We start from the raw sequence: 23,562 nt of genomic DNA on the forward strand, positions 1-23,562 counted from the left end.
GGGCGGATACCCGAGGCCGGATCCACCAAACGCTGGCGCTGGGGTCGTGCGTGCGCGCTAGCGCTTCCCCTTGAACTTTCCGCCACCGCGCGGACCGCCGCTGCGTCCGGGAGGGCCGGAATCGGGTTGCAGCTGAATCAGCACGCCACTGATACGGGTGCGGCGCAACGCCTCGACCGTCTCGTCGGCGAGGTCGGCCGGAAGCTCCACCAACGAGTGGTCGGGCCGAATACTGATGTGCCCGAAGTCGCTTCGACGCAGCCCGCCCTCGTTGGCGATGGCACCGACGATGGCACCGGGAGCGACATGATGACGCTTGCCGACGCTGATGCGGTACGTCGCCATCTCCTGGCCCGTCTTGCGGTGATGCGAGCCGGCGGCATCCTCGTCGAACGTGCGCGGCGGCCGCGGCTCACGCGGCTCACGGGGTGCCCGCGGCGGGGCAGGCGGCTCCGGCTTCAACAGGAACGCTTCGCCGTCGCGCGACTGGATCGCCAGCGCGGCGGCGATGTCGACCAACGGCACATCGTGCTCGCGCTCGTAGTCCTCGATGAGCCGGCGGAACAAGGCCAGATTCTCGTTGCCGAGGCTGTCGGTGATGGAGTCCTTGAACTTCGTCACGCGCTGCGCATTGACGTCGTCGACGCTGGGGAGCTGCATCTCGGTGATCGGCTGACGCGTCGCGCGCTCGATGGCCTTGAGCAGATGCCGCTCGCGTGGGGCGACGAACAGCAGAGCCTGACCGGCTCGGCCCGCGCGTCCGGTACGACCGATGCGGTGCACGTAGGACTCGGTGTCGTGCGGGATGTCGTAGTTGATGACGTGCGAGATGCGGTCGACGTCGAGACCACGGGCCGCGACGTCGGTGGCCACCAGAATATCGATCTGACCGTTCTTGAGCTGGCCGATGGTGCGCTCACGCTGGGCCTGCACGATGTCGCCGTTGATCGCGGCGGCCGAGAAGCCCCGTGCCCGCAGCTTCTCGGCGAGCTCCTCGGTGGCCTGCTTGGTGCGGACGAACATGATCATGGCCTCGAACTCTTCGACCTCGAAGATTCGAGTGAGCGCTTCGAGCTTGCGCTGATGCGCCACCTGCACGTAGCGCTGGGTGATGTTCGGTGCCGTCGACGTCTTGGTCTTGACGGTGATCTCCACCGGGTCGTGCAGATACTGCTTGGAGATCTTGCGAATCGCGGCAGGCATGGTGGCCGAGAACAACGCGACCTGCTTGTACTCCGGGGTATCGGAGAGGATGCGCTCGACGTCCTCCTGGAAGCCCATCTTGAGCATCTCGTCGGCCTCGTCGAGCACCAGGTACTCGAGGCCGGACAGGTCGAGTGTGCCCTTCTCGAGGTGGTCGATGACGCGACCGGGGGTACCGACGATGATCTGCGCGCCCTTACGCAGGCCCGAGAGCTGTATGCCGTACGCCTGACCGCCGTAGATCGGCAGGATGTGCAGACCCGGAATGTGCGTGGCGTACTTGCCGAACGCCTCGGCGACCTGAAGCGCGAGCTCCCGGGTCGGGGCCAGCACCAGGGCCTGCGGTACTCGACGCGAGACGTCGAGCCGCGACAGGATCGGCACTGCGAACGCTGCGGTCTTGCCGGTTCCGGTCTGCGCGAGGCCGACGACATCGTTGCCGGCCATCAGCGGCGGAATGGTGGCCGCCTGGATGGGCGACGGCGTCTCGTATCCCACGTCACGCAGGGCCTTCAGGACCCGCTCGTCTATGCCGAGATCGGCAAAAGTGATGTCGTCACCCGTCGCCGAGGACGACTCGCTCGCGCGGACCGGATCGGAGGCGGACTCCTGAGGGGGCGAATTCGTCTCGTCCGACGTCACGGCGGCATCCTGTTCAGTTTCTGAAGTGCTCATATGTTGCATGAGTTTAGTACCTGCTCGGGCACCGCGACCCCTTCTACGCTGATCAGGTGACGAAACCGGTCACGACGGCATGCGGTGCGAGCGGCCTCACACCGGCAACCCGACGCCCGAACCCGACTGCAGACAGTTAAGTTGTACCCCGAGTCACACTCAACTCCCTCGGACTCGCGGCAAAGTCGACAAACCGGACACCCCGGATGGTGCGCCACGGCCTCGAATGTGATGAAATGCACAACTACCACGCTATTTTTCCGTAAGGGGTCCAGCAGTGCGCGAATATTCTGTGCCGGCGTCGTTCACCATTCCTGACGACGCATCCATGGCCGACACCGTCTACAGATACGAGAAGGAATCGCCGAACTTCGTACCCTTCCAGCGACTGGAGAACGGCAACTGGACCGACGTCACCGCAGCTCGGTTCGCGAAAGAGGTCGCCGCAGCGGCCAAGGGACTGATCGCGTCCGGAATCGAACTCGGCGACCGAGTCGCCATCCTCAGCGCGACGCGTTACGAGTGGGTCGTCCTCGACTACGCCATCTGGTCTGCAGGCGGCTGCACCGTCGCGATCTACGAGACATCCTCCGCCGATCAGGCGCAATGGATCCTCGAGGACTCCGCCACCAAGCTGCTCGTCGTCGAGACCGCAGCGCACGCCTCGAACCTCAAAGAGGTCACCGAGGGCGCCAAGGATCTGCGTGAGGTTCTCCAGATCGACGCCGGAGCCATCGAAGAACTGACCACCCGTGGTGCCGGGGTCAGCGACGAGGATCTGCACGCGCGACGCCATCAGGTCAGCGCGGCATCGCCCGCCACCCTGATCTACACCTCGGGCACCACCGGTCGCCCCAAGGGCGTTCAGCTCACACACGCCAACTTCTACGCCGAGGTTCAGGCCACCCAGATCGCGCTGCACGACTCGATGAAGGAGGGCAATCGCACACTGATGTTCCTCCCGATGGCGCACGTGTTCGCCCGCGCCGTGTCGTTCGGCTCGTTCGAGTCCAAGGTGACCGTCGGACACACCTCGGACGTGACGACGCTGGTGGATCAGTTCGCGGTGTTCAAGCCGGACTTCATCCTGTCGGTGCCGCGCGTGTTCGAGAAGGTCTACAACTCCGCCAAGCAGAAGGCGCACGACGGCGGCAAGGGTTCCATCTTCGACAAGGCCGCCGCGACGGCCATCGAGTGGAGCGAGGCCCAGGAGAAGGGCGGAGCCGGGCTCGTCCTGAACCTCAAGCACACGGTGTTCGACAAGCTCGTGTACTCCAAGCTGCGCGCCGCACTCGGCGGCAACTGCACTCGCGCGGTGTCCGGCGGCGGACCTCTCGGTGCCCGCCTCGGCCACTTCTTCCGCGGTGCAGGCGTTCCGGTCTACGAGGGCTACGGACTGACCGAGACCAGCGCGGCCATCACCGTCAACACCACCAAGGACCAGCGCGTCGGCACCGTCGGCAAGCCCATCGACGGCCACTCGGTGAAGGTCGCCGAGGACGGCGAACTGCTGCTCAAGGGACCGGTCGTGTTCAGCGGCTACTGGCACAACGAGAAGGCGACGGCAGAGGCCATCGTCGACGGCTGGTTCCACACCGGCGACCTCGGCACCATCGACCAGGAAGGCTACGTCTCGATCACCGGCCGCAAGAAGGAGATCATCGTGACCGCGGGCGGCAAGAACGTCGCTCCCGCAGTGCTCGAGGACGCCCTCCGCGCGAACGCGATCATCAGCCAGTGCCTCGTCGTCGGCGACGCGAAGCCGTTCATCGGTGCGCTCATCACCCTCGACCCCGAGGCATTGCCGGGCTGGCTCGAGCGACACGGTCTCTCGGCCGACATCCCGTTCTCGGAGCTGTCGAAGAACGCCGACCTCGTCGCCGAGATCGACAAGGCCGTCGCCGAGGCCAACAAGAAGGTCTCCAACCCCGAGCAGATCAAGAAGTACACGATCCTCGAGAACGATTTCACCGTCGAAACCGGTGAGCTCACCCCCACGATGAAGCTCAAGCGCAACATCATCCACGCCGAGCGCGGCAGCGACATCGAGGCGATCTACTCGTAGATCGACCATCCGACGACGAGGGCCCGGTGCGATGCGCACCGGGCCCTCGTCGTCGGATCAGGACATGTGATCGTCGAGGAACTCCGCCACCACCGAGGTCACCTGCAGATGTATCTTCTCGTGCAGCAGGTCGTGGCCCCCGTCCTCGAATTCACGCAGTGACGAGTCGGGAACACTGCCGATCCACTCGCGCACCGCATCGATCGGAGCCAGGCGATCGTCGACTCCGTGTACCGCGAGGATCGGAATCACGTTGTCGGCGAGATCGTTGGCCGAGCCGGTCACGGACTTGGGGGTGCCGCACAGCACCGCGCACCGAACCGCCTCGGGATGCGCTCCGAGGGCCGCGATGGCCGTGGCCGCGCCGAGGGAATGACCCATCAGGGCGAACGACAACTCGGGGTGCTCGGCTTCGGCGATGTCGAGCAACTGCAGCGCATTCTGCGCGAGGCCGGGAATCTGAGCGGCGTCGGTCAACTCACCTTCGGTGAGGCCGTGGCCCACGTGATCGACCGCCCACACGTCGACCCCGCGTCCGTTGAGGACCCGAGCGAAGCGGTGATAGTGGCCGCTGTTCTGGCCGAGACCGTGCAGAAAAACGAGACCGAAACGAGCATCGGGAACAGTCCAGTTTCGGTAATGGACAGCACCGGTGGCTCCGTCGAAAAAAGGCATTCGATCATTTTGCCTCCTCGCGACGGCATCCGCGCGCAACGTGACCGGTGCCGCTCCCGGCGGTGACTAGGGTGGGCGCGTGTTCCTCATCGGCGATCGCGTCATCTACAGCGCCAGCGACCTCGCCGCGGCAGCGTCGTGCGAATTCGGACTGCTGCGCCGACTCGACGGGCTGAGCGGACTGATCCCGCGGGCAACGGCCACCCCCGATCCGATGCTCGACCGCACCTCCGCACTGGGATTCGAGCACGAGCGCCGACAGCTCGAGACATTCCAGCGGCGGTTCCCCGGCGGCGTCCTGACGATGGATCGACCGGGGCGTACCGATCAGGAACTTGCCGACGCCGCGTGGGCAACCTTCACCGCTCTGACTGCGCGCACACCGGTGGTGTACCAGGCGACCTTCTTCGACGGACGATTCCTCGGTTTCTGCGACTTTCTGGTGGCCGAGGGCGATCGGTACGCGGTGTACGACACGAAGCTCTCGCGGCACGCCAAGGTTCCGGCACTGCTGCAGTTGGCGGCCTACGCGGACGCGCTGCGGTCCGGCGGGATCACTCCGAGCGACGAGGTGCACCTGATGCTCGGCGACGGCAGCGACTCCGTCCACTCGCTCGCCGAGATCCTTCCGGTCTACCGGCAGTCCAGGGAACACCTGCAACAGATCCTCGACGAGCACCACGCCGAGGGCACCGTCGTCGACTGGTTCGACCCGCGCTACTCCGGCTGCGGGCAGTGCGAGGCCTGCACGATCGAGGTGGAAGAGCACCGCGACCTGGTTCTCGTCGCCGGGATGCGCGCGAGTACCCGGGAGAGACTGCTCGACGCGGGAATCGCCACGGTGGACGAGCTGGCTGCGTCGACCGGGACCGTGCAGGGCATGTCGTCGCGCACACTGACCAACCTGCGAGCTCAAGCCGAGCTCCAGGTGCGCCAGGAGCACAGCGGCGACGCCGAGTTCGAGATCTTCGACGCCGACGCCCTCGGTGTGATTCCCGAGCCCGATCCGGGCGACATCTTCTTCGACTTCGAGGGCGATCCCCTGTGGGCAGAGGCAGGCAGTTCCGAGTGGGGACTCGAGTACCTGTTCGGTGTCCACACCGCCGACGGCGACTTCCTGCCGTTCTGGGCGCACGATCGCGCGCAGGAACGACGCGCCCTGATCGACTTCCTCGACTACGTGACCACCCGTCGCGCGGCCTTCCCGAACATGCACGTCTACCACTACGCGCCGTACGAGAAGACCGCGCTGCTGCGCCTCGCCGGACGCTACGGCGTCGGTGAGGACGCGGTCGACGACCTATTGCGGGACGATGTTCTGGTCGACCTCTATCCGATCGTGCGATCTGCGGTACGCATCGGAGCCAGGTCCTACAGCATCAAGAAGCTCGAACCCCTGTACATGCCCGCCGCCCGCGACGGAGACGTCACCGACGCGGCCGCGTCGATCGTCGAATACGCGAACTGGTGCGATCTGCGAGATCAGGGCAAGGACGCCGAGGCCGCGGCACTGCTCTCCGAGATCGCCGAGTACAACCGCACCGACTGCGAATCGACACAGCGACTGCGGGATTGGTTGCTGGCGCGCGCGTCGGATGCCGGGGTGCACCCGCGGACGACGCAACACCTCGAGCTCGAAGACGCTGCCGTGGACACCGCCAGCCCGCTCGAGCTCGAACTCGCCGAGTACGCCGGTCTGCCGTGGGAGCGCACCTCGACGCAACAGGCCGTCGCACTGTTCGCCGGTTCCATCGGGTATCACCGACGCGAACGAAAGCCGTTCTGGTGGGCGCACTTCGACCGCCTGACGCACCCGTTGGACGAGTGGGCCGACGCCGCCGACGTGCTGAAGGTCGAGCGCGCCGAACTGGTGCACGACTGGATGAAAACCGCACCGAATCAACGCGTCCTGCGACGGCAGCTCAAGCTACTGGGGCACCTGAGCAACGGAGTCCTGTCGAGCTCGAAGGTCAAGCTGCTCTACGACGACCCGGCGCCGGAGGGGCTGCCGAAGCAGCAGCCGACCCATCGCGCGACCACGACGGTCGAGATCGTGCAGGCAGGCTACGAGGGCACCCTCGACATGGTGGTGGTGCAGGAGAACCTCCGCAAGGGAGTGGACGAGTACCCCGACTTCCCCATCGCCACCGCACCCGAGCCGCCTCCGGCGACCAAGTATCTGGAGCAGGCGATCGTTGCCGCCGCCGCCGAGGTCGGTGCGGCACTGCCGCACCTTCCGCGCACGGCCGTCGCCGATCTGCTGACCCTGTCCCCACCCCGAACCCGCTCCGGCACAGGCCTTCCCGAGGTCCGCGCCGGGGATTACGTGACGGCGGTCACGGCGGCCCTGCTCGATCTCGATCACTCCTACGTTGCCGTGCAGGGGCCACCCGGGACCGGGAAGACGTACACCGCTGCCCGGGTGATCGCCGAATTGGTCGACGTCCATCGCTGGCGCATCGGCGTGGTGGGCCAGTCGCATCACGTGGTCAACAATGTGCTGGACACCATCGTGGCGGCCGGAGTCGACCCGGGCCGGGTGGGCAAGAAGGCACCGACAGCCCACACCGTCGTCGACCCGGCGGAGTACTCCCGATTCGTCACCGACGCCGAGGACGGCTGCGTGATCGGCGGTACCGCCTGGGACTTCTCCAACCCCGGCCGCATCCCGCCCGAATCGCTCGACCTCCTGGTCATCGACGAGGCCGGGCAGTTCTCGCTGGCCAACACCATCGCCGTCTCGGTGTCTGCACGTAATCTGCTGCTGCTCGGCGACCCGGCGCAACTGCCACAGGTCAGCCAGGGCACCCACCCCGAACCCGTCGACGAGTCGGCTCTGGGTTGGATCACCAGCGGTCACCCGACGCTGCCCGTCGACCGCGGTTACTTCCTGGCCACGACATGGCGGATGCATCCCGATCTGTGCGCCCCGGTGTCGGCGCTGTCCTACGAGGGCAAACTGGAGTCCAACAGTGCTGTGACACAGGCTCGTTCACTGTCAGGGCTGGAACCTGGACTGCACACCGTGTACCTCGACCACCACGGCAATTCCACCGATTCGGTGGAGGAAGCCGACGAGATCGTCACCCGTGTGCAGACTCTGCTCGGCCGGCAATGGCGCGACCCGCAGTCCTTCGAGGGTGCGCGGCCCATGCACCAGGGCGACTTCCTGGTCGTCGCGGCCTACAACGCGCAGGTAGCCGTCATCATCGAGAGACTCGCGGCCGCCGGACTCGACGAGGTCGCGGTGGGCACCGTCGACAAGTTCCAGGGACGCCAGGCACCGGTGGTGCTGATCTCGATGGCCGCGTCGGCGATCGAGGACGTTCCGCGAGGCATGGGATTCCTGTTGTCGCGCAACAGACTCAACGTCGCGGTCTCGCGGGGCCAATGGGCCGCGATACTGATCCGATCGCGGGCACTGACCCGGTACCTGCCGTCGACCCCGGCCGGACTGGTCACTCTCGGAACGTTCATGGGCCTGTGCGAGAACGGGATTCAGCCGAACGCCATACCCTCACCACGATAAGTGGGGACTACCTCGACGGACCCGTCGGCGTGCACCAGATGCAGGGTGTCGAACCGCTCGCACAGCTCGCCCGCCTTGGCATGGCGGAACCAGACGCGATCACCGATCCGGATCTCCCCTGCTCCGCTCACGGGAGTCTGCACCTCGCCGGCACCCTCGTTGCGCAGCAACCTCAGACCGGACGTCACCACTCCTCTCGCCCTTCTCGACCACGCGACCGGCCGCGGCGACCTCGACGCCGACGCCGGACCCGACGCGATGTAGCCACCACCGAACAGCGTCGCGATCTGCGGAGTCGGCTTGCGCACCGCGGGCAGTGCGAAGAACAGCGAGGGCTCGGCCGAGAACGCGCGATACCGATCGAAGAGCGTCGGCGCGAACAAGCCCGACCCGGCGGTCACCTCGGTGACGACCGGATCGGCCGCCGAGAAGTCGATCGACCCGGTACCGCCACTGTTGACGATCTCGATCCGACCGACTGCCGCAGTCACGGCCTCGACGACCGCCGTTCTGCGCGTGGAGATCTCACGGGACGAGAGCGACTTCATCCATTCCACCGCACGATTGGCATCGGGCACACCGGCGATCTGCGCCTCGTAGAACATCAGACCGACCACCCGGAACCCACGCGCCTGCGCCGCCCGCGCGAAGGCGGCGACCTGCTCGGGTTCGCGCAGCGGCGAACGTCGGACACCGATGTGCAGCGGCCCGATGCGCAGCGAGGCATCGACGTCGATACAGATCCGCGGCTTGAGAAGATCGCTGTCGGTGGCGTCGCGCACGATGTCGAGCTGTGCGACGTCGTCGACCATCAGCGTGATGCGTCCCGACAGCACACGATCGTTGACGACCTCGGCGAGGGCGGTGCGATCGACCGACGGGTACCCCATCAGGATGTCCTCCACGCCGTGGCGTGCCAACCAGATCGCCTCACGCAGGGAGTAGGCCATGACCCCGTTCACACCGTCGGCCGCGAGCACCCGATCCAGTACCGCCCGGCACCTGACCGACTTGCTCGCGATCCTGATCGGCACCGAATTCGCCCGCGCTCGCAGGGCCGCAGCATTGGCATCGAGGGCAGCCGAATCGACTGCAGCCAAAGGTGATTCGATCCCCTCGGTGGCAGCGGCGATACGGGACAGTGGTGTCGTGTCGGTGGTTGCGACACCGGCGATCGAGCTCATGCGGCGTATTCCTTCGTCGTCGTTGCCAGGCCTACACAGTCAAACACTCCGCAGCCCAGAAGTCCCAGCGAGCATCGACCACGCCGAGTCTCAGCAGTCCACGGCCTTGCCCGCGATCAGCCCCGACAGGTCGTCGATCTGCGCCAGCACCTCGAGATCGTCGCCGTCGACCAACCACCGCAGCACCAGCCCGTCGAGGGTGGCCATTCCGAAACGCGCGATCGACGCCACCGGCTCGAGCCATCGCGTACCGGTGTGAGCGGAACACTTCTCGAAGAACAACCGGGCCTCGGAGTCTCGGATTCGGTACTGCCCAGTGGCGATCTCGGCGGCCGTTGCGGACCCGAGCGCGCGATGACGCAACAGATAGGTCTTGATCTCGTAGGCGAGCAACTGCCGATCCGGGGACTTCTCGATCAGCAACCACACCGCGCTCAGACCGCCGTGCACCAGCTCTCGCAGACCGCGGACGCCCGGGAGTTCGCGCGTACCCACGGCACTGTCCAACGCGGCGTGCAGAATCTCGGTGACGTCGACGATGAGGTGCTCGCCCATCGCGATCACCAGATCCTGCTTGGTCTCGAAGTGGTACTGCACGATGCCCTTGGTGACCTCGGCATGCTCCGACAGAGCACGTACGGTCAGGGACTCGATTCCCACGCGCTCGGCGACCTCGATCGCAGACTGCACCAGTTGCGCGCGTCGCACATCAGCGGGCAGCCTCGATTGCATGACCCGATCCTAGGGCGCGGCCGAGTTCTGTGCCTCGGATTGATCCAGGCGCGCCTCCGCGCGGTACGAGCAATGCAATAGTGATCGAATGAACGCGGGGTCGTGGCAGAACTGGGCAGGCAATCAACACGCGTTCCCGTCGGACCGCGCCGAGCCCACGTCGGTGGACGAGTTGCGCATCGTGCTGGCCGGTGCCGTCGAACGATCTCGCACGGTGCGATGCGTCGGGGCCGGCCATTCCTTCACTCCGATCGCGGTGACCGACGGCGTCCAGATCGGCCTCGATTCGCTGCGCGGCATCGAATCCGTGGTGCACGACGACGACGGGTCGGCCCGGGTGACAGTGCTCGCAGGCACCCGGCTGCGCGAGCTGACCGCGCGGTTGTGGGATCTCGGGCTGGCCATGACCAACCTCGGCGACATCGACGAACAATCCATCGCGGGCGCCATCTCCACGGGTACCCACGGAACGGGAGGACGCTTCGGCGGCATCGCCACCCAGGTGTGCGCGGTGGAACTGATGACCGCGGACGGCGAACTCGTGCAGTGCTCTCGTGAGGAGAACGCGGAACTGTTCGACGCGGCCCGCGTCGGGCTCGGTGCGCTCGGCGTCATCACCCGAGTCACGCTCGAGTGCGTTCCGGCCTTCGCCCTGCGGGCCGTCGAGGAGCCGTCGACGTTGCGGGCAACGCTCGCCGAACTCGACGCGACCGTCGCCGCCGTCGACCACTTCGAGTTCTACTGGTTTCCGCACACCGACCGCGTGCTGACCAAACGCAACACCCGCCTGCCCGGCGACGTGGTGCTGAAGCCGTTGGGAAAGGTGCGCTCCTACATCGACGACGAATTGCTGTCCAACACGGTCTTCGAGGGCCTCAACCGGGTGGTGACCCGCGTACCGGCACTGATTCCTCGGGTCAATGCGGTCTCGGCTCGGGCACTGTCGGCTCGCGAGTACATCGACCGCTCGTACCGGGTGTTCGCGTCGTCGCGGACCGTCAAGTTCGTCGAGATGGAATATGCGGTACCCGCATCCGAGATCGGTTGGGTGCTGCGCGAGGTGGATCGATGGCTCGAACGGTCGTCGATGTCCATCGCGTTCCCGGTCGAAGTGCGCTTCGCCGCGGGCGACGACATCTGGCTCTCCACCGCATCCGGACGCCCGACGGCCTACATCGCCGTCCACCAGTACCACCGCCGCGATCACCGCGAGTACTTCGACGCCGTCGAGGCAATCTGCCGCAGCGTCGGTGGCAGGCCGCACTGGGGCAAACTGCACTCCCTCGGCGGCGACGAGCTGCGCGATACCTACGAACACTTCGACGACTTCCTGCGTGTTCGGGACTCGATGGACCCGAAGAAGTTGTTCGGCAGCGAGTACCTCGAGCGTCTGCTGTCGTGAGCGGTAATTCGTAGCAGGCTACGAAGTACCGCTCACCACGAATTCGCTTACATTGGAGCGAGTGAGTACAGGAAAACGCGCGCTGTCCGGCATCGTCGCCGCCGGAGTCGTCCTCGGTGTCGGCGAATTGATCGCCGTGCCCATCGGACCCAACTCGTCACCACTGACCGCCGTCGGGTCCTCGGCCGTCGACAACAGTCCGGCCGCGATCCGTGAATGGGCCATCGACACGTTCGGCACCTCCGACAAGCTCGCCCTGTTCGTCGGCATGGCCGTGGTGATCGGCGCGATCGCCGCGGCGGCGGGAATCGCCCGCAAGCCGATCGGTGCCGTGGTGTTCGCCGCACTGGGCGTTGTGGGCGTACTCGCGGCAGTGACTCGACCCGACGCCACCGCGCTCTACGCAGTCCCGACCATCGGCGGCGTCATCGTGGGCATCGTCGTGCTGCACGCCCTCATCGGTGCCGCCGCCCCTGCGACCGAAGGCATGAACCGACGTAGTTTCCTGACCCTCGCCGCCGGTGCCGCGGTACTCGGCGTCGTTGCCGGGACAGCCGGCCGGATGCTGACCTCCGCCCGCGCCGTCACCGCGGATCGACTCGGCTTCATGCTGCCCACGCCCACTCCGCAACCACCGATCCCGGCCGGGGCGGACCTGAAGATCGACGGCCTCGCGTCGTACATCACCCCGAACGACGACTTCTACCGCATCGACACCGCGCTGGTCGTGCCGCGGGTGGCGTCGGATACGTGGTCGTTGCGGATCCACGGCATGGTGGACCGCGAGATCGAGCTGACGTTCGCCGACCTGGCGCAGCGTCAGGCCGTGGAGAAGACGGTCACCCTGACCTGTGTCTCCAACATCGTCGGCGGCGACCTCGTGGGCAACGCGACGTGGATCGGCTACCCGCTCAAGGACATTCTCGAAGAAGCAGGCATCTCCCCCGACGCCGACATGGCACTGTCGTCGAGCAGTGACGCCTTCACCGCGGGCACTCCCCTCGAAGTGCTGCTCGACGGCCGCGACGCGCTGCTGGCCGTCGGAATGAACGGCGCACCGCTGCCCGTCGAACACGGCTACCCGGCGAGGCTCGTCGTACCCGGTCTGTACGGCTACGTCTCGGCGACCAAGTGGGTCACCGACATCGAGATCACCCGCTTCGACCGCGCGACGGCATACTGGACCGACCGCGGTTGGGGCGCGCTCGGGCCGATCAAGACCGCCTCCCGGATCGACACCCCGCGATCGGGCAGTTCCGTGCCCACGGGGAAGACGGTCATCGCCGGCGTCGCCTGGGATCAGCACACCGGTATCGACGCCGTCGAAGTGCAAGTGGACGAGGGCAACTGGGTGCCGGCCACGTTGTCCGAGGAGTACTCCAAGGACACCTGGCGGCAATGGACCGTCGAGCTGGACCTGCCCTCGGGCCAACACGCGATCCGAGCCCGCGCCACCAACTCCGCGGGCGAGCTGCAGACCAACCAGACCGCCGACACCGTTCCCGATGGTGCCACCGGCTACCCGCGGATCTCGGTGACGGCGACCTGATCCGGACAGTCGCGCTGATCTAGACAGTCGCGAAGCTCGCGCGAATCGAGTTCTCGGCCAGCTGCTTTCGCTCGGCCGTGGTGAGACCCATTCCCGCTTCGAGGGCTGCGAAGTTGTCGTCGACGTAGCCGCCGAAGTAGGCGGGGTCGTCGGAGTTGATCGACACCGACAGGCCGCGCTCGAGCATCTGCCGCAACGGCAGCTGGTCGACGGTGTCGATCACCTTGAGCCGAACGTTGGAGAGCGGGCAGACGGTGAGCGGAATCTGTTCCTCGACAAGACGATCGACCAGTGCTTCGTCTTCGAGGCATCGCACTCCGTGGTCGATGCGCTCGACCTTCAGCAGATCCAGTGCCTGCCAGATGTAATCCGGCGGCCCTTCTTCGCCCGCATGCGCGACGACGTGCAGTCCCTCGGCGCGCGCCTTGGCGAACACGTCGACGAACAGTGACGGCGGATAGCCCACCTCGGCGGAATCGAGACCGAGCCCGATGATGGGGGCCTGCATCGCCAACAGATCGTCGAGTAGCTGGTTGGCGTGCAGCACCGGCTTGTCCCGCAGGATCGACGCAATCAGCCCACTGGTGACGCCGAACTCGCGCTCGCTGGAGGCGCACGCGTCCGCCAATCCGTCGACGACGGCCTCGAGGGGGACGCCGCGCTCGGTGTGCGCCTGCGGATCGAAGAAGATCTCCGCGTGTGTCACCCCGGCCTGCGCCGTGCGGCGAAAGTAGGCCCGAGCCAGATCGGCAAAATCCTCGGCAGTGCGCAACACGGCCATGTTGGCGTAGTACAGATCCAGGAACGACTGCAGGTCGGTGAACTCGTACTTCGCCCGCAGTTCGTCGATGTCGCTGTACGGCAACGACAATCCGTTACGCTCCGCCAGCTCGAATATCAACGGAGGTTCGAGTGACCCCTCGATGTGCAGGTGCAGTTCGGCCAGCTGATCAGTACTCACTCACCCGATGCTACTTGCCCGTGTACGTCGCCTTACCCGGACCGACCTCGAGGAAGCTCTTCACCGCACCCCGCAGATCCTCTGTTTCGAACAGGGCACCGGAGACCTCCGAGGTGACCTCGTCCGCATGGGCCACACCGCCCGAACGCCACGCTGCCACAATCTGTTTCGTCGCCGCATGGGCGACCGTGGGGCCGTCCGCCAGTCGATGCGTCAGCGCGAGCGCCGCGGCATCGACGTCGTCGTGAACCTGATTGACCACGCCCCACTCCTTCAGCGTCTGCGCGTCGTACAGGTCACCGGTCATGACGAGCTCACGAGCCCGACCCGAACCGGCCCGCTCGGCGAGGCGCTGCGGGCCACCCATCGACGGCGTCAACCCGACGACGGTCTCGACCAGACCGAACTTGGCCTTGGGACCGGCGAGAATGATGTCGCAGGCCAGCGAGATCTCGAACGCGGCGGTGAGCGTCAAACCGTGCGCGGCGTAGATCACCGGGCAGGGCAGCGCCTCGAGCGGATGAGCAATCTGTGCGAACAGACCCCGCCACAGATCGGCACCCTGTGCGGCGGACAGGCCCTCGAACACATGGACGTCGACACCTGCGGAGTTGACCTTGCCCTCGGCGCGAAGCAGCACCGCACGAGGGGGCCGCGCGACGAGGTCGGCAACGTTCGCTGCCACCGCGTCGAACATGGCCTGATCGAACAGATTGAGCGGGCCGTGGTCGAAGGTGAGGACGGCGACCTCGGCGCCTGCCGCGGTGGTGGATCGAACGAGCGAAGTGGGTGCGTCAGCCATGGTTCGCATAGTGCCACACCGGTCTCGGACGGTTGTTACCAACGAGTATTGTGCGCAGGTAACTCACCGTTACCGAGAGGAACAGATAGATGAAGCGCAGCCTGTTCGAGGCCGATCACGAGGACTTCCGTGCGTCGGTGCGCGAGTTCGTCACCCGCACCATCACACCGGTCGAGGAAAAGCTCGTCGAACAGCGATACATCGACCGCGAGATCTGGCTCGAAGCAGGTCGCAACGGATTCCTGGGCCTCGAAGTGCCCGAGGAATACGGCGGCAGCGGAGCCGAGGACTACCGATTCAACGCCGTCCTCGCCGAGGAACTCGCCCGCTCGAGTGCCGCGGTGGCGTCGTGCTTCGGAATTCACGTGGACATCGTCGCTCCCTACCTGGTCAAGCTCACCACCGAGGAGCAGAAGAAGCGCTGGCTGCCCGGCTTCTGCAGCGGCGAGATCCTCACCGCGATCGCGATGACCGAGCCGTCCGGCGGCTCGGATCTCGCTGCGCTCAAGACCACCGCCGTCAAGGACGGCGACGACTTCATCATCAACGGTTCGAAGACCTTCATCACCAACGGCAACTCCGCGGACCTCGTCATCGTCGCCACCCGCACCACGCCGGAGAAGAAGGCCAAGGGCATCACGCTCTTCGCCGTCGAGAACGGCACCGAAGGATTCTCCCGTGGCCGCAAGCTCGACAAGGTCGGTCAGCCCGAGTCCGATACGGCCGAGCTGTTCTTCGAGAACGTTCGGGTCCCGAGCTCGAACATGATCGGCGAGTTCGACGGCGGCTTCATCCACATGATGCAGCTGCTCCCCCAGGAACGCATCAGCTGCTCGGTCGCCAACCTCGGACACGTGCGCCCGATCCTCGAGGAGACGCTGCAGTACGCCAAGGACCGCAAGGCCTTCGGCCAGCAGATAGGTTCGCTCCAGTGGAACAAGTTCCTGCTCGCCGAGCTCGTCACCAAACTGGATGTGGCACAGGCCTATATCGACAACTGCATCGCCGCGCACGGCATCGGTGAGCTGACGGCGATCGACGCCGCCAAGGCGAAGTGGTGGAGCTCGCAGGTACAGAACGAGATTCTCGACCACTGCGTCCAGTTGCACGGTGGCTACGGCTTCATGAACGAGTACCGCGCCGCCCGCGCATGGAAAGACGCTCGCGTGACGAAGATCTGGGCCGGATCGAACGAAATCATGAAGGAACTGATCGGCCGCGATCTGGGCCTGTAGTGCGCTTCGCGCAGCGGTGCGGATAAGTGCCGCATGGGGGACCCAAACGCACCACTGCCGCAAGCACTTACTTGAACGCCGGCCGAGCGTAGAAGCAGACCGCGATCATGCCGACGATCAACACCGCGGCGGGCAGGATCAGAGACTGGGCCATGGCGGTCGTGAAACCGTCACGCAGCATCTCGGGCACTCGGCCGGCGAATTCGTTTGCCCCCGAGGCAGATCCACCGGTGGGCAGTTCGGCGGCCAGGCGAGACTGGATGAGCGCGCCGATGCCCGCACTACCGAGCACGGAGCCGATCATGCGGGTGGTGTTGTAGATGCCCGAGCCTGCGCCGGCCTGACTCATCGGAAGATTACGAGTTGCCGTGGCCGCCAGCGGAGACCAGATCAACGCGTTGGCCACGCCCATTGCGGCGACGGGGAGCAGCAGCTTCCAGATCGCCGTGGTGGGTGTCATCTCGTACGCGAACCACAGCAGTGATGCGGCCAGGATGAACAATCCCGAACCGGCGATGTAGCGCGGATGTGTCCTGTCGACGAGCTTGCCGACGTTGGGTGCCAGAATGCCGGTCAGCAGTGCCATCGGCACGAACAGTAGTGCCGATCGGGTCGGGGTGAGCCCGGTGACGCTCTGTGCGTAGAACATGATCGGCAACATCATGCCGGACATCGCGAAACCCATTGCGGCGATGCCGATATTGGAGAGCGAGAAGTTACGATCACGGAAGAGCGCCAACGGGACCAGCGGTTCGCTCTTGTTCACCGACTGCCAGTAGACGAACCCGGCGAAGACGAGTAATCCGACACCGATCAGGATCCAGATACCTGTCCCCCAGTCGTACTTCTGCCCTTCCTGAATACCGAAGACGATGCAGAACAGTCCGACGGCACTGAGTGCGACACCGAGCAGATCGAACTTGTGGTCGTTGGTGGGCAACACCGGAACGAACTTGAGCGCCAACGCAATTGCAACTACACCGACCGGCAGATTGATGAAGAAGATCCACTCCCAGCCGAGTGAGTCGACCAGGACGCCGCCGAGGATCGGACCGACGAGTGTCGCCACCCCCGCGACGGCACCCCACGCTCCCATGGCCGTTCCGCGCTTCTCGGCGGGGAACACCCGGGTGATCACGGCCATCGTCTGCGGGGTGATCATCGCAGCGCCGAGACCCTGCACGGCACGCGCAGCGATGAGCATCTCGATGGATCCGGACAGCCCGCACCACGCCGACGCGAGGGTGAACACGACCAGACCGGCGATGTAGAGGTTTCTGGGACCGAACTTGTCACCGAGTCGTCCGGTGACGAGCAACGGCACGGCGTAGGCCAGCAGATACGCGCTGGTGACCCAGATGACGTTGTTGATGTCGGTGTTCAGGCCCGCGAGGATGGCCGGCTGAGCGACTGCCACGATGGTGGTGTCGACCAGAATCATGAAGAAGCCGAGGCACAGTGCCCACAGGGCGGGCCAGGGTTCGATCGCCTTCTGCGGCGGAGCGGTCTCGACGGCGTTCATACTGTTCTCCTAGTCCCGATCCGTCAGGGTCGTGTGGTGTGCGGAAATCTCGTGCGGCCACGGCAACGCGCCGCTGTCGACGCGATCGATGTAGCTCGTCAACCAATTCACTTCGGCGGACAACATGTGGTACGTGTAATCGATTCCGGCCCAGTAGATTTCGGACACCTTGCGTTCTGCTGCCAGGCGCTGGTAACCGGACAGTTCCTCGATCTCGAGCGACAGGTCTTCGATTCGTGCACGGAGCAGGGCGATCGCCTGGGACGCCGGTAGGTTGTGCATCTCGGACAGACCGAGGGTGAACTGCGGATACTCACGCACCGGGGTGCGGAGGATCTCGGTGAGCCTGTCCAGGAGAACGCGTCGGCCGGCGGGCGTGATCTCGTAGGTGGTGCGCTCGGGTCGGTTGCCGCCGCGGTCCGTTCCGACCTCGGCGACCAGTTCCTGCCCGTGGAGTCGCGCAACGGCGTGGTACAGCGACCCCGGTCGAACCTTGACGATTCGATCTTCCTTACGCTCCAGCAGCAGTTGGTACATCTCGTAGGGATGCATGGCACCTTCCGAGAGCAGTGCCAGGACCGATACGCCCAGCGGGTTCACTGCCGCCCCTCGCATCGCACTCCCTCCCGATACCCCAGTCGAATTATTCCAACTGGAATATAAGCTCGCGGGAAGGCCGACTGCAACCAGGACAATGCTCCGACCTGGGGATCAATCGGACATACGGCACATGATGTCCTGGAAATGCAGAAGGGACATCGACCGAGGTCGATGTCCCTTTCGACAGACGAAGGCCGGATACTCGGAATCTCTTCCGTGTATCCGGCCTTTTCACCGAATTTCTGGTGGGATTTACTTCGAGAAGCTCACTCCACCAGGAGAAGTCGGGTTACGAAGCTTGAATCAGATGGCGCGGACGCCGGTAGCCTGGGGGCCCTTCTGACCCTGGCCCACCTCGAACTCCACGCGCTGGCCCTCGTCGAGCGACTTGAAGCCGCTACCCTGAATCTCCGAGTAATGAACGAAAACGTCCGGTCCGCCACCATCCTGCTCGATGAAGCCGAAGCCCTTTTCGCCGTTGAACCACTTCACACTGCCCTGCGTCATTCTGTAAACCTTCTGTAAGCGAGCTAGATCTTCACGTCGAAGCTCTAATCTCAAATCCGAGTCTGCCATCTATCGGCGCTGAGCGAAACACCGGGGGCGAAAAAGTTCGAAAGATTGCTTTGGGACGGTGAAACCGAAATGGAGCCCTGCGGCCCTGTGGCTAATGTTTCGAGCGTGAATTCCCCTCTGCCCGACGCGGGTCCGTTCGATCGCCACCGACTCGACATCGTCCGGTTGGCGTGGTGTCGACAGCTGCAGATGGACGATCGAGCCCTCGACACCGACTCCGACCGCGTCGAACATGTCGGTGCCACCGAGGACATCACCGTCCTGCGACTGGCCGAGACCACCCTGATCTCCGGTCCGTCCTGGGCGGTGGACGCCTCGCGCACACTCACCGGCCATGCCGGTACCGACCGCACCTGGATCTCGGCGCTGTTGGGTGACCGATCCGAGCGCTATGACATCGGCACACACACCGTGGCCTACGGGTCGGACATCGGCCACACCATCGACGTACACGACCCGCTGATCTCCCACGAAGCGGAGCATGCGCGCAACCTGGCTGCGCACTGCAGTGAAGCCGACGTCGCCGAGGCGTTCGACGAGCCGGTCTCACGGCACTGGTTCACTCTGCTCGGCGACGACAGGCCTGCGGACTCGGCGCACTCCCTCGCGTCGGCCGGCTACTCGGAGCAGCAGCTGATCCTGGCCGACATGCGTGTCCTGACGGACGCGAACCATCGCCGACGAGGCCACGCCCAGGTGGTCGGCAGGCTGGCGACCAACGACGCCATCGACGACGGCCTGATTCCGCAATGGCGATCGCGACCGGAGAACGCCAGTGCTCGACGCCTCGCCGCGCGGCTGGGCTACGTGGAGATCGGCGTCCGTCACACCGCGGTGCTTCGCGGCGATCACGGTTGAGGTACCTCCGGACTGGGTAGCGTCGTCGGGGACCGATCGATGCGAGGAGTGAACACAATGGCAGACGATGCCGCCTACGTGGAACCGGGCAAGGAATTCACGCGCGACACCAATTACATTCCGACGCGAATCACCGCGGACGGCCGAGACGGCTATCCGGTGGAACCCGGTCGGTATCGACTGATCGCCGCACGCGCCTGCCCGTGGGCGCATCGGTCCATCATCGTGCGTCGCCTCCTCGGGCTGGAAGACGTGCTGTCCCTTGGCATTCCGGGGCCGACCCACGACCCGCGCAGCTGGAACTTCCAGGAAGAGCCAGGCGGCGTCGACTCCGTTCTGCAGATCCCGAGGTTGCAGGACGCCTACTTCGCTCGCTTCCCGGACTACGAGCGCGGCATCACCGTCCCCGCCATCGTCGACGTTCCCACCGGCGAGGTCGTCACCAACGACTACCCGCAGATCACCCTGGACCTGTCGACCGAATGGACGCAGTACCACCGCGACGGTGCCCCCGATCTGTACCCGGAAGCGCTGCGCGCCGAGATCGACGAGGTCGCCGATCTGGTGTTCCGAGACGTCAACAACGGCGTCTACCGCTGTGGATTCGCCGGCTCGCAGGAGGCGTACGAAAAGGCCTACGACCGCTTGTTCACGCGCCTCGACTGGCTCGTCGAACGCCTGTCCACCCAGCGCTACCTCGTCGGCGAGCACATCACCGAAGCCGACGTGCGCCTGTTCACCACCCTCGTACGCTTCGATCCCGTCTACCACGGCCACTTCAAGTGCAATCGCAGCAAGCTCAGCGAAATGCCGGTGCTGTGGAACTACGCACGCGATCTGTTCCAGACGCCCGGATTCGGCGACACGGTCGACTTCGACCACATCAAGCGGCACTACTACGAGGTGCACACCGACATCAACCCGACGGGGATCGTGCCCAAGGGCCCGGACCTGGCAGGGTGGCTCGAACCCCACGGCCGCGAATCCCTGGGAGGATCACCGTTCGGCGACGGAACCGCTCCCCCGCCGCCCAAGCCTGACGAGCTCGTTCCGGCCGATCACTGGGTCCCCGCGTAGGTTCCGAACGACCAGTGGACGCCTTCGGCGTCGCGACACGTGAAGCCGCGACTCCCGTAGTCCTCGTCCCGCAAGGGCTGCGTAATCGTGACGCCGGCCGCCACGACACGTGCATGGATCTCGTCGGGGCGATCGGTGACGACGTAGGCACAACCGACGCCGGCCGGCAGACCGGTGAGCGCACCGTCGGCACGGACACTGCCGAGCATGACGCCCCCGCCTTCCGGCCAGCGCAGTTCTGCATGATCGACACGGTCACCTTCGCCGTGGACGGCGGCTTCGGTGAACCCGACAACATCGACGAGGAAGCGAATGGCGGTACGAGCATCGTCGTAACGCAGGCACGGCCACACGGTAGTTCGCGTTTCAGTCATGACTGTCATCGTGCCCGCGCTCGATGACGTGGTCTTGTACGAATGCGAACACTTCTCTCTCGCGCCACACCGAAGGTGCCATACCTGCCATCGCGCGCCAGTCGCGGTTCATGTGCGATTGGTCGTAGTACCCGCAGTCGGCGGCGACGATGGCCATACTCTGCACGATCGGCCGGCGTAGTAGCTGATGGGAGCGATGAAACCTGGCGATTCTGGCGGCCACTTTCGGCGACACGCCATACTCCGCAGTGAATTTCGAGATCAAGTGTCTTGTGCTCCAGCCGATTTCGCGTGCGACGTCGGCAACCCGCGAGGCGGGTTCGCCCGTGAGCGTATCCCACGCCCAGCCCAACCGCGGATCGATCTCTTGGCCGATCAACCTACGCACCAGGATCTCATCGACGACATCGAAGCGTGCGGACCACGTCGCCGCGGCGCAGACCCGCTCACGCATCTCGACAGCGTCGGACCCCAGCAGGTCGTCCAGCCGTACGATCCAGTCACCCAAGTCGGCGGACGGAACACCGAGCAACGTCCGAGATCCCTGCGGGGTGAGCGAAAGCTGAATCCCGTACTGATTGCCGTCGTGCACGATCGTCACCGGCGTCGAGGAGATCCCACCGACGAGGGTTTCGAACGAGCCGTCACCGCGATGCGGCACACCGCGAACTACCACCTCGGGCTCGATTGCCACGATCAGAGTCAGATACGGACTGGGCATCCCGACGTGCTCCCCGGGGGCGTGTCCCCGCAGGCAATACCCGTCGTACGGACGCACCGACGAACGCAGCCGCGCAGAAGGCAACCAGCGCAAACCCTCGGAGACTGCGCCCACCGTCATACGGCTCAGCGTAGAACAGCGCGAAGCGGGGTAACAGAAGTCGATATCTACAGTGGTCTCCGGGTGGGCACCACCGCGGACGGCGAGAAGAGGACCCATGGCAGGTAAGAAGGACGACGCACAGGTCGAGGTCGGGGGTGGAGGCAAGCTCGAACGCGCGCTGGTCAACATCCTCGACAACGCCAGCCGCCTCCAGGGACCCGCCGTCGACAAGTACGTCGCGCACGTGCGTCGAGCACACCCGTACGACACCCCCGCGCAGATCATCGAACGGCTGGAGAAGCGGTTTCTGCTCGCGGTCACCGGCAGCGGTTCCGCGGTGGGCGGTGCCGCGGCGATCCCCGGCGTCGGGACCGTCGCCTCGCTCGCAGCGGTGGGTGCCGAAACTGCCTTCTTCATCGAGTCCTCCGCACTGCTGACACTGTCGGTGGCCGCCGTACACGGCATCCCCGTCGAGAACCACCAGCAACGACGCGCCCTGGTGCTCTCGGTTGCGCTGGGCGAGTCGGGTATGCAGATCGTGCAACGGACGGTCGGCAAGACGGCGAAGAACTGGGGGCCGCTGATCACCTCCCGCATCCCGGGCGGCTCGATGACCAGCATGAACAAGTCGCTGGTGAAGAAGTTCATCACCAAATACCTGGCCAAGCGCAGCGCGCTTCTGGTCGGCAAGATGCTTCCCGCAGGCATCGGTGCGGCGATCGGCGGCGCAGGCAACCGCGCAGTCGGCAAAGGTGTCATCAAGAATGCCCGCGATGCCTTCGGCCCGCCGCCTGCTCGGTTCCCGGAGAATAGGATCATCGAACCGGACGAGTGACCGGCAGCGGAATCTTCGTGACTCTGCCGCGTTGACTTCGAACATGACTTCCACACCTGAACTCGGCAAGTACGGCGTCTGGCGACTGCACTCGGCGTTCACACCCGAACTGTCCCGGGCGATCGAATCCTTCGGCTACGGGACGATCTGGCTCGGCGGCTCGCCGCCCGCGGACCTGACCACCAGCGAGGAGATCCTCGACGCCACCGAGACGGTCGTCGTCGCCACCGGCATCGTCAACATCTGGTCGGACGCAGCGGCCGACGTCGCCGCGTCGTATCACCGGTTGGAGAGCAAGCACCCGGGCCGATTCGTCCTCGGAATCGGCGCAGGCCATCCGGAGGCGACGCAGGAATACACCAAGCCGTACGACGCTCTTGTCGCCTACCTCGACGCTCTCGACGAGGCCGGAGTCCCGGTGGAGCGACGCGTTCTCGCTGCGCTCGGACCGAAGGTGCTCGCGCTTGCGGCCGACCGCACCGCAGGTGCGCATCCGTACCTGACCACCCCCGAGCACACCCGTGAAGCACGCCAGGCGCTCGGACCGAACAAGATTCTGGCACCCGAACACAAGGTGGTCCTCGAGTCGGATCCGGAGCAGGCACGCTCGATCGGCCGACCACCGGTCAACAACCCTTACCTGCACCTGCGCAACTACACCAACAATCTGAACCGACTCGGCTACTCCGACGATGAGATCGGCGACGGCGGCAGCGACCGACTGATCGACGCGTTGGTGGCGCACGGTACCGCCGACGCGATCGCAGCACGGTTGAACGAGCACATCGATGCAGGTGCTTCGCACGTGACACTGCACTCGCTGCCCGACATGGCCGATCCGCTCGAGACCTACCGAGAGATCGCCGCCGCGCTGCATCACTGAAG

General features: G+C 65.4%; 20 protein-coding genes. 9 read left to right on the forward strand and 11 right to left on the reverse strand.

All coding sequences use genetic code 11. The features are described 5' to 3' along the window. Positions 1–57: 57 nt before the first annotated feature. Entirely contained in the window at positions 58–1,878 is a 1,821-nt protein-coding gene (locus CH249_RS02375) for a DEAD/DEAH box helicase (RefSeq protein WP_373453489.1), read from the reverse strand. Positions 1,879–2,155: 277 nt separating this feature from the next. On the opposite strand from CH249_RS02375, the gene CH249_RS02380 reads away from it, so the two are divergent. Beyond that, positions 2,156–3,943, forward strand: coding sequence for a long-chain fatty acid--CoA ligase (locus CH249_RS02380; RefSeq protein ID WP_032396505.1), 1,788 nt, complete (start codon positions 2,156–2,158; stop codon positions 3,941–3,943). A 57-nt stretch (positions 3,944–4,000) separates the two neighbouring features. Here the strand turns inward: CH249_RS02380 and CH249_RS02385 are convergent, their stop codons facing one another. Then, the gene (locus CH249_RS02385) at positions 4,001–4,618 is read right to left on the reverse strand and encodes an alpha/beta hydrolase (RefSeq protein WP_045199264.1); all 618 of its coding nucleotides are present in this window, start codon (positions 4,616–4,618) and stop codon (positions 4,001–4,003) included. Positions 4,619–4,697: 79 nt separating this feature from the next. On the opposite strand from CH249_RS02385, the gene CH249_RS02390 reads away from it, so the two are divergent. Beyond that, on the forward strand, positions 4,698–8,147 hold the full coding sequence (locus tag CH249_RS02390; RefSeq protein ID WP_094682122.1) for a bifunctional RecB family nuclease/DEAD/DEAH box helicase: 3,450 nt from the start codon (positions 4,698–4,700) through the stop codon (positions 8,145–8,147). Here CH249_RS02390 and CH249_RS02395 read toward each other — a convergent pair. Both CH249_RS02395 and CH249_RS02400 read right to left on the reverse strand, forming a co-directional pair. Continuing rightward, positions 8,117–9,331 carry an alanine racemase gene (locus CH249_RS02395; RefSeq protein ID WP_094647015.1) on the reverse strand — a complete coding sequence of 405 codons (1,215 nt, stop codon included), beginning with the start codon at positions 9,329–9,331 and terminating at the stop codon, positions 8,117–8,119. The genes CH249_RS02390 and CH249_RS02395 overlap by 31 nt on opposite strands. 90 nt (positions 9,332–9,421) lie before the next feature. Further along, positions 9,422–10,063 carry a TetR/AcrR family transcriptional regulator gene (locus CH249_RS02400; RefSeq protein WP_032396501.1) on the reverse strand — a complete coding sequence of 214 codons (642 nt, stop codon included), beginning with the start codon at positions 10,061–10,063 and terminating at the stop codon, positions 9,422–9,424. Between the two features lie 88 nt (positions 10,064–10,151). Between CH249_RS02400 and CH249_RS02405 the strand changes: the two genes are divergently transcribed. Next, on the forward strand, positions 10,152–11,465 hold the full coding sequence (locus tag CH249_RS02405) for a D-arabinono-1,4-lactone oxidase (protein WP_094682124.1): 1,314 nt from the start codon (positions 10,152–10,154) through the stop codon (positions 11,463–11,465). 61 nt (positions 11,466–11,526) lie between these two features. Continuing rightward, positions 11,527–13,014: a molybdopterin-dependent oxidoreductase gene (locus CH249_RS02410; protein WP_094682125.1), complete on the forward strand. Its 1,488-nt coding sequence runs from the start codon at positions 11,527–11,529 to the stop codon at positions 13,012–13,014. 19 nt (positions 13,015–13,033) lie between these two features. Here CH249_RS02410 and CH249_RS02415 read toward each other — a convergent pair whose 3' ends face one another. Both CH249_RS02415 and CH249_RS02420 read right to left on the reverse strand, forming a co-directional pair. Then, positions 13,034–13,975 carry an adenosine deaminase gene (locus tag CH249_RS02415; RefSeq protein WP_094629619.1) on the reverse strand — a complete coding sequence of 314 codons (942 nt, stop codon included), beginning with the start codon at positions 13,973–13,975 and terminating at the stop codon, positions 13,034–13,036. Between the two features lie 10 nt (positions 13,976–13,985). Beyond that, positions 13,986–14,777, reverse strand: coding sequence for an enoyl-CoA hydratase/isomerase family protein (locus CH249_RS02420; RefSeq protein WP_045201077.1), 792 nt, complete (start codon positions 14,775–14,777; stop codon positions 13,986–13,988). Between the two features lie 89 nt (positions 14,778–14,866). Between CH249_RS02420 and CH249_RS02425 the strand changes: the two genes are divergently transcribed. Further along, entirely contained in the window at positions 14,867–16,012 is a 1,146-nt protein-coding gene (locus CH249_RS02425; RefSeq protein ID WP_032396497.1) for an acyl-CoA dehydrogenase family protein, read from the forward strand. Positions 16,013–16,079: 67 nt separating this feature from the next. Here CH249_RS02425 and CH249_RS02430 read toward each other — a convergent pair whose 3' ends face one another. The 3 genes from CH249_RS02430 to CH249_RS02440 all read right to left on the reverse strand — a co-directional run bounded on the left by CH249_RS02430 (position 16,080) and on the right by CH249_RS02440 (position 18,641). Further along, complete coding sequence (locus tag CH249_RS02430) at positions 16,080–17,534, reverse strand: DHA2 family efflux MFS transporter permease subunit (protein WP_094629618.1); 1,455 nt, start codon at positions 17,532–17,534, stop codon at positions 16,080–16,082. Positions 17,535–17,543: 9 nt separating this feature from the next. After that, entirely contained in the window at positions 17,544–18,149 is a 606-nt protein-coding gene (locus CH249_RS02435) for a PadR family transcriptional regulator (protein ID WP_032396495.1), read from the reverse strand. A gap of 288 nt (positions 18,150–18,437) precedes the next feature. Further along, positions 18,438–18,641 (reverse strand): cold-shock protein, encoded by a 204-nt coding sequence (locus tag CH249_RS02440; protein ID WP_008714360.1) that lies wholly within the window; start codon positions 18,639–18,641, stop codon positions 18,438–18,440. A 174-nt stretch (positions 18,642–18,815) separates the two neighbouring features. On the opposite strand from CH249_RS02440, the gene CH249_RS02445 reads away from it, so the two are divergent. Next, positions 18,816–19,568: a GNAT family N-acetyltransferase gene (locus tag CH249_RS02445; RefSeq protein WP_094629617.1), complete on the forward strand. Its 753-nt coding sequence runs from the start codon at positions 18,816–18,818 to the stop codon at positions 19,566–19,568. 57 nt (positions 19,569–19,625) lie between these two features. Continuing rightward, entirely contained in the window at positions 19,626–20,645 is a 1,020-nt protein-coding gene (locus tag CH249_RS02450) for a glutathione S-transferase family protein (protein WP_094629616.1), read from the forward strand. Here the strand turns inward: CH249_RS02450 and CH249_RS02455 are convergent. Both CH249_RS02455 and CH249_RS02460 read right to left on the reverse strand, forming a co-directional pair. Next, positions 20,627–21,028, reverse strand: coding sequence for a VOC family protein (locus CH249_RS02455; RefSeq protein WP_176459377.1), 402 nt, complete (start codon positions 21,026–21,028; stop codon positions 20,627–20,629). The two genes, CH249_RS02450 and CH249_RS02455, sit on opposite strands and share 19 nt — an antisense overlap. After that, entirely contained in the window at positions 21,012–21,860 is an 849-nt protein-coding gene (locus CH249_RS02460) for an AraC family transcriptional regulator (RefSeq protein WP_179273062.1), read from the reverse strand. The genes CH249_RS02455 and CH249_RS02460 overlap by 17 nt, the downstream gene beginning before the upstream one ends. Positions 21,861–21,957: 97 nt before the next feature. On the opposite strand from CH249_RS02460, the gene CH249_RS02465 reads away from it, so the two are divergent. Then, the gene (locus CH249_RS02465; protein WP_094629613.1) at positions 21,958–22,677 is read left to right on the forward strand and encodes a hypothetical protein; all 720 of its coding nucleotides are present in this window, start codon (positions 21,958–21,960) and stop codon (positions 22,675–22,677) included. A 43-nt stretch (positions 22,678–22,720) separates the two neighbouring features. Continuing rightward, positions 22,721–23,560 carry an LLM class F420-dependent oxidoreductase gene (locus CH249_RS02470; protein ID WP_094629612.1) on the forward strand — a complete coding sequence of 280 codons (840 nt, stop codon included), beginning with the start codon at positions 22,721–22,723 and terminating at the stop codon, positions 23,558–23,560. Positions 23,561–23,562: the final 2 nt, after the last annotated feature.

The sequence above is a fragment of the Rhodococcus sp. 05-2255-3B1 genome (assembly GCF_002258545.1).
Taxonomy (GTDB): domain Bacteria; phylum Actinomycetota; class Actinomycetes; order Mycobacteriales; family Mycobacteriaceae; genus Rhodococcoides.

Coding starts and splice junctions, on each gene's coding strand:
- CH249_RS02385 (WP_045199264.1), bottom strand. CDS start 4,618: ATGCCTTTTTTCGACGGAGCCACCGGTGCTGTCCATTACCGAAACTGG.
- CH249_RS02405 (WP_094682124.1), top strand. CDS start 10,152: ATGAACGCGGGGTCGTGGCAGAACTGGGCAGGCAATCAACACGCGTTC.
- CH249_RS02470 (WP_094629612.1), top strand. CDS start 22,721: ATGACTTCCACACCTGAACTCGGCAAGTACGGCGTCTGGCGACTGCAC.
- CH249_RS02465 (WP_094629613.1), top strand. CDS start 21,958: ATGGCAGGTAAGAAGGACGACGCACAGGTCGAGGTCGGGGGTGGAGGC.
- CH249_RS02375 (WP_373453489.1), bottom strand. CDS start 1,878: ATGAGCACTTCAGAAACTGAACAGGATGCCGCCGTGACGTCGGACGAG.
- CH249_RS02395 (WP_094647015.1), bottom strand. CDS start 9,331: ATGAGCTCGATCGCCGGTGTCGCAACCACCGACACGACACCACTGTCC.
- CH249_RS02400 (WP_032396501.1), bottom strand. CDS start 10,063: ATGCAATCGAGGCTGCCCGCTGATGTGCGACGCGCGCAACTGGTGCAG.
- CH249_RS02460 (WP_179273062.1), bottom strand. CDS start 21,860: ATGACGGTGGGCGCAGTCTCCGAGGGTTTGCGCTGGTTGCCTTCTGCG.
- CH249_RS02420 (WP_045201077.1), bottom strand. CDS start 14,777: ATGGCTGACGCACCCACTTCGCTCGTTCGATCCACCACCGCGGCAGGC.
- CH249_RS02435 (WP_032396495.1), bottom strand. CDS start 18,149: ATGCGAGGGGCGGCAGTGAACCCGCTGGGCGTATCGGTCCTGGCACTG.
- CH249_RS02430 (WP_094629618.1), bottom strand. CDS start 17,534: ATGAACGCCGTCGAGACCGCTCCGCCGCAGAAGGCGATCGAACCCTGG.
- CH249_RS02455 (WP_176459377.1), bottom strand. CDS start 21,028: ATGACAGTCATGACTGAAACGCGAACTACCGTGTGGCCGTGCCTGCGT.
- CH249_RS02440 (WP_008714360.1), bottom strand. CDS start 18,641: ATGACGCAGGGCAGTGTGAAGTGGTTCAACGGCGAAAAGGGCTTCGGC.
- CH249_RS02425 (WP_032396497.1), top strand. CDS start 14,867: ATGAAGCGCAGCCTGTTCGAGGCCGATCACGAGGACTTCCGTGCGTCG.
- CH249_RS02450 (WP_094629616.1), top strand. CDS start 19,626: ATGGCAGACGATGCCGCCTACGTGGAACCGGGCAAGGAATTCACGCGC.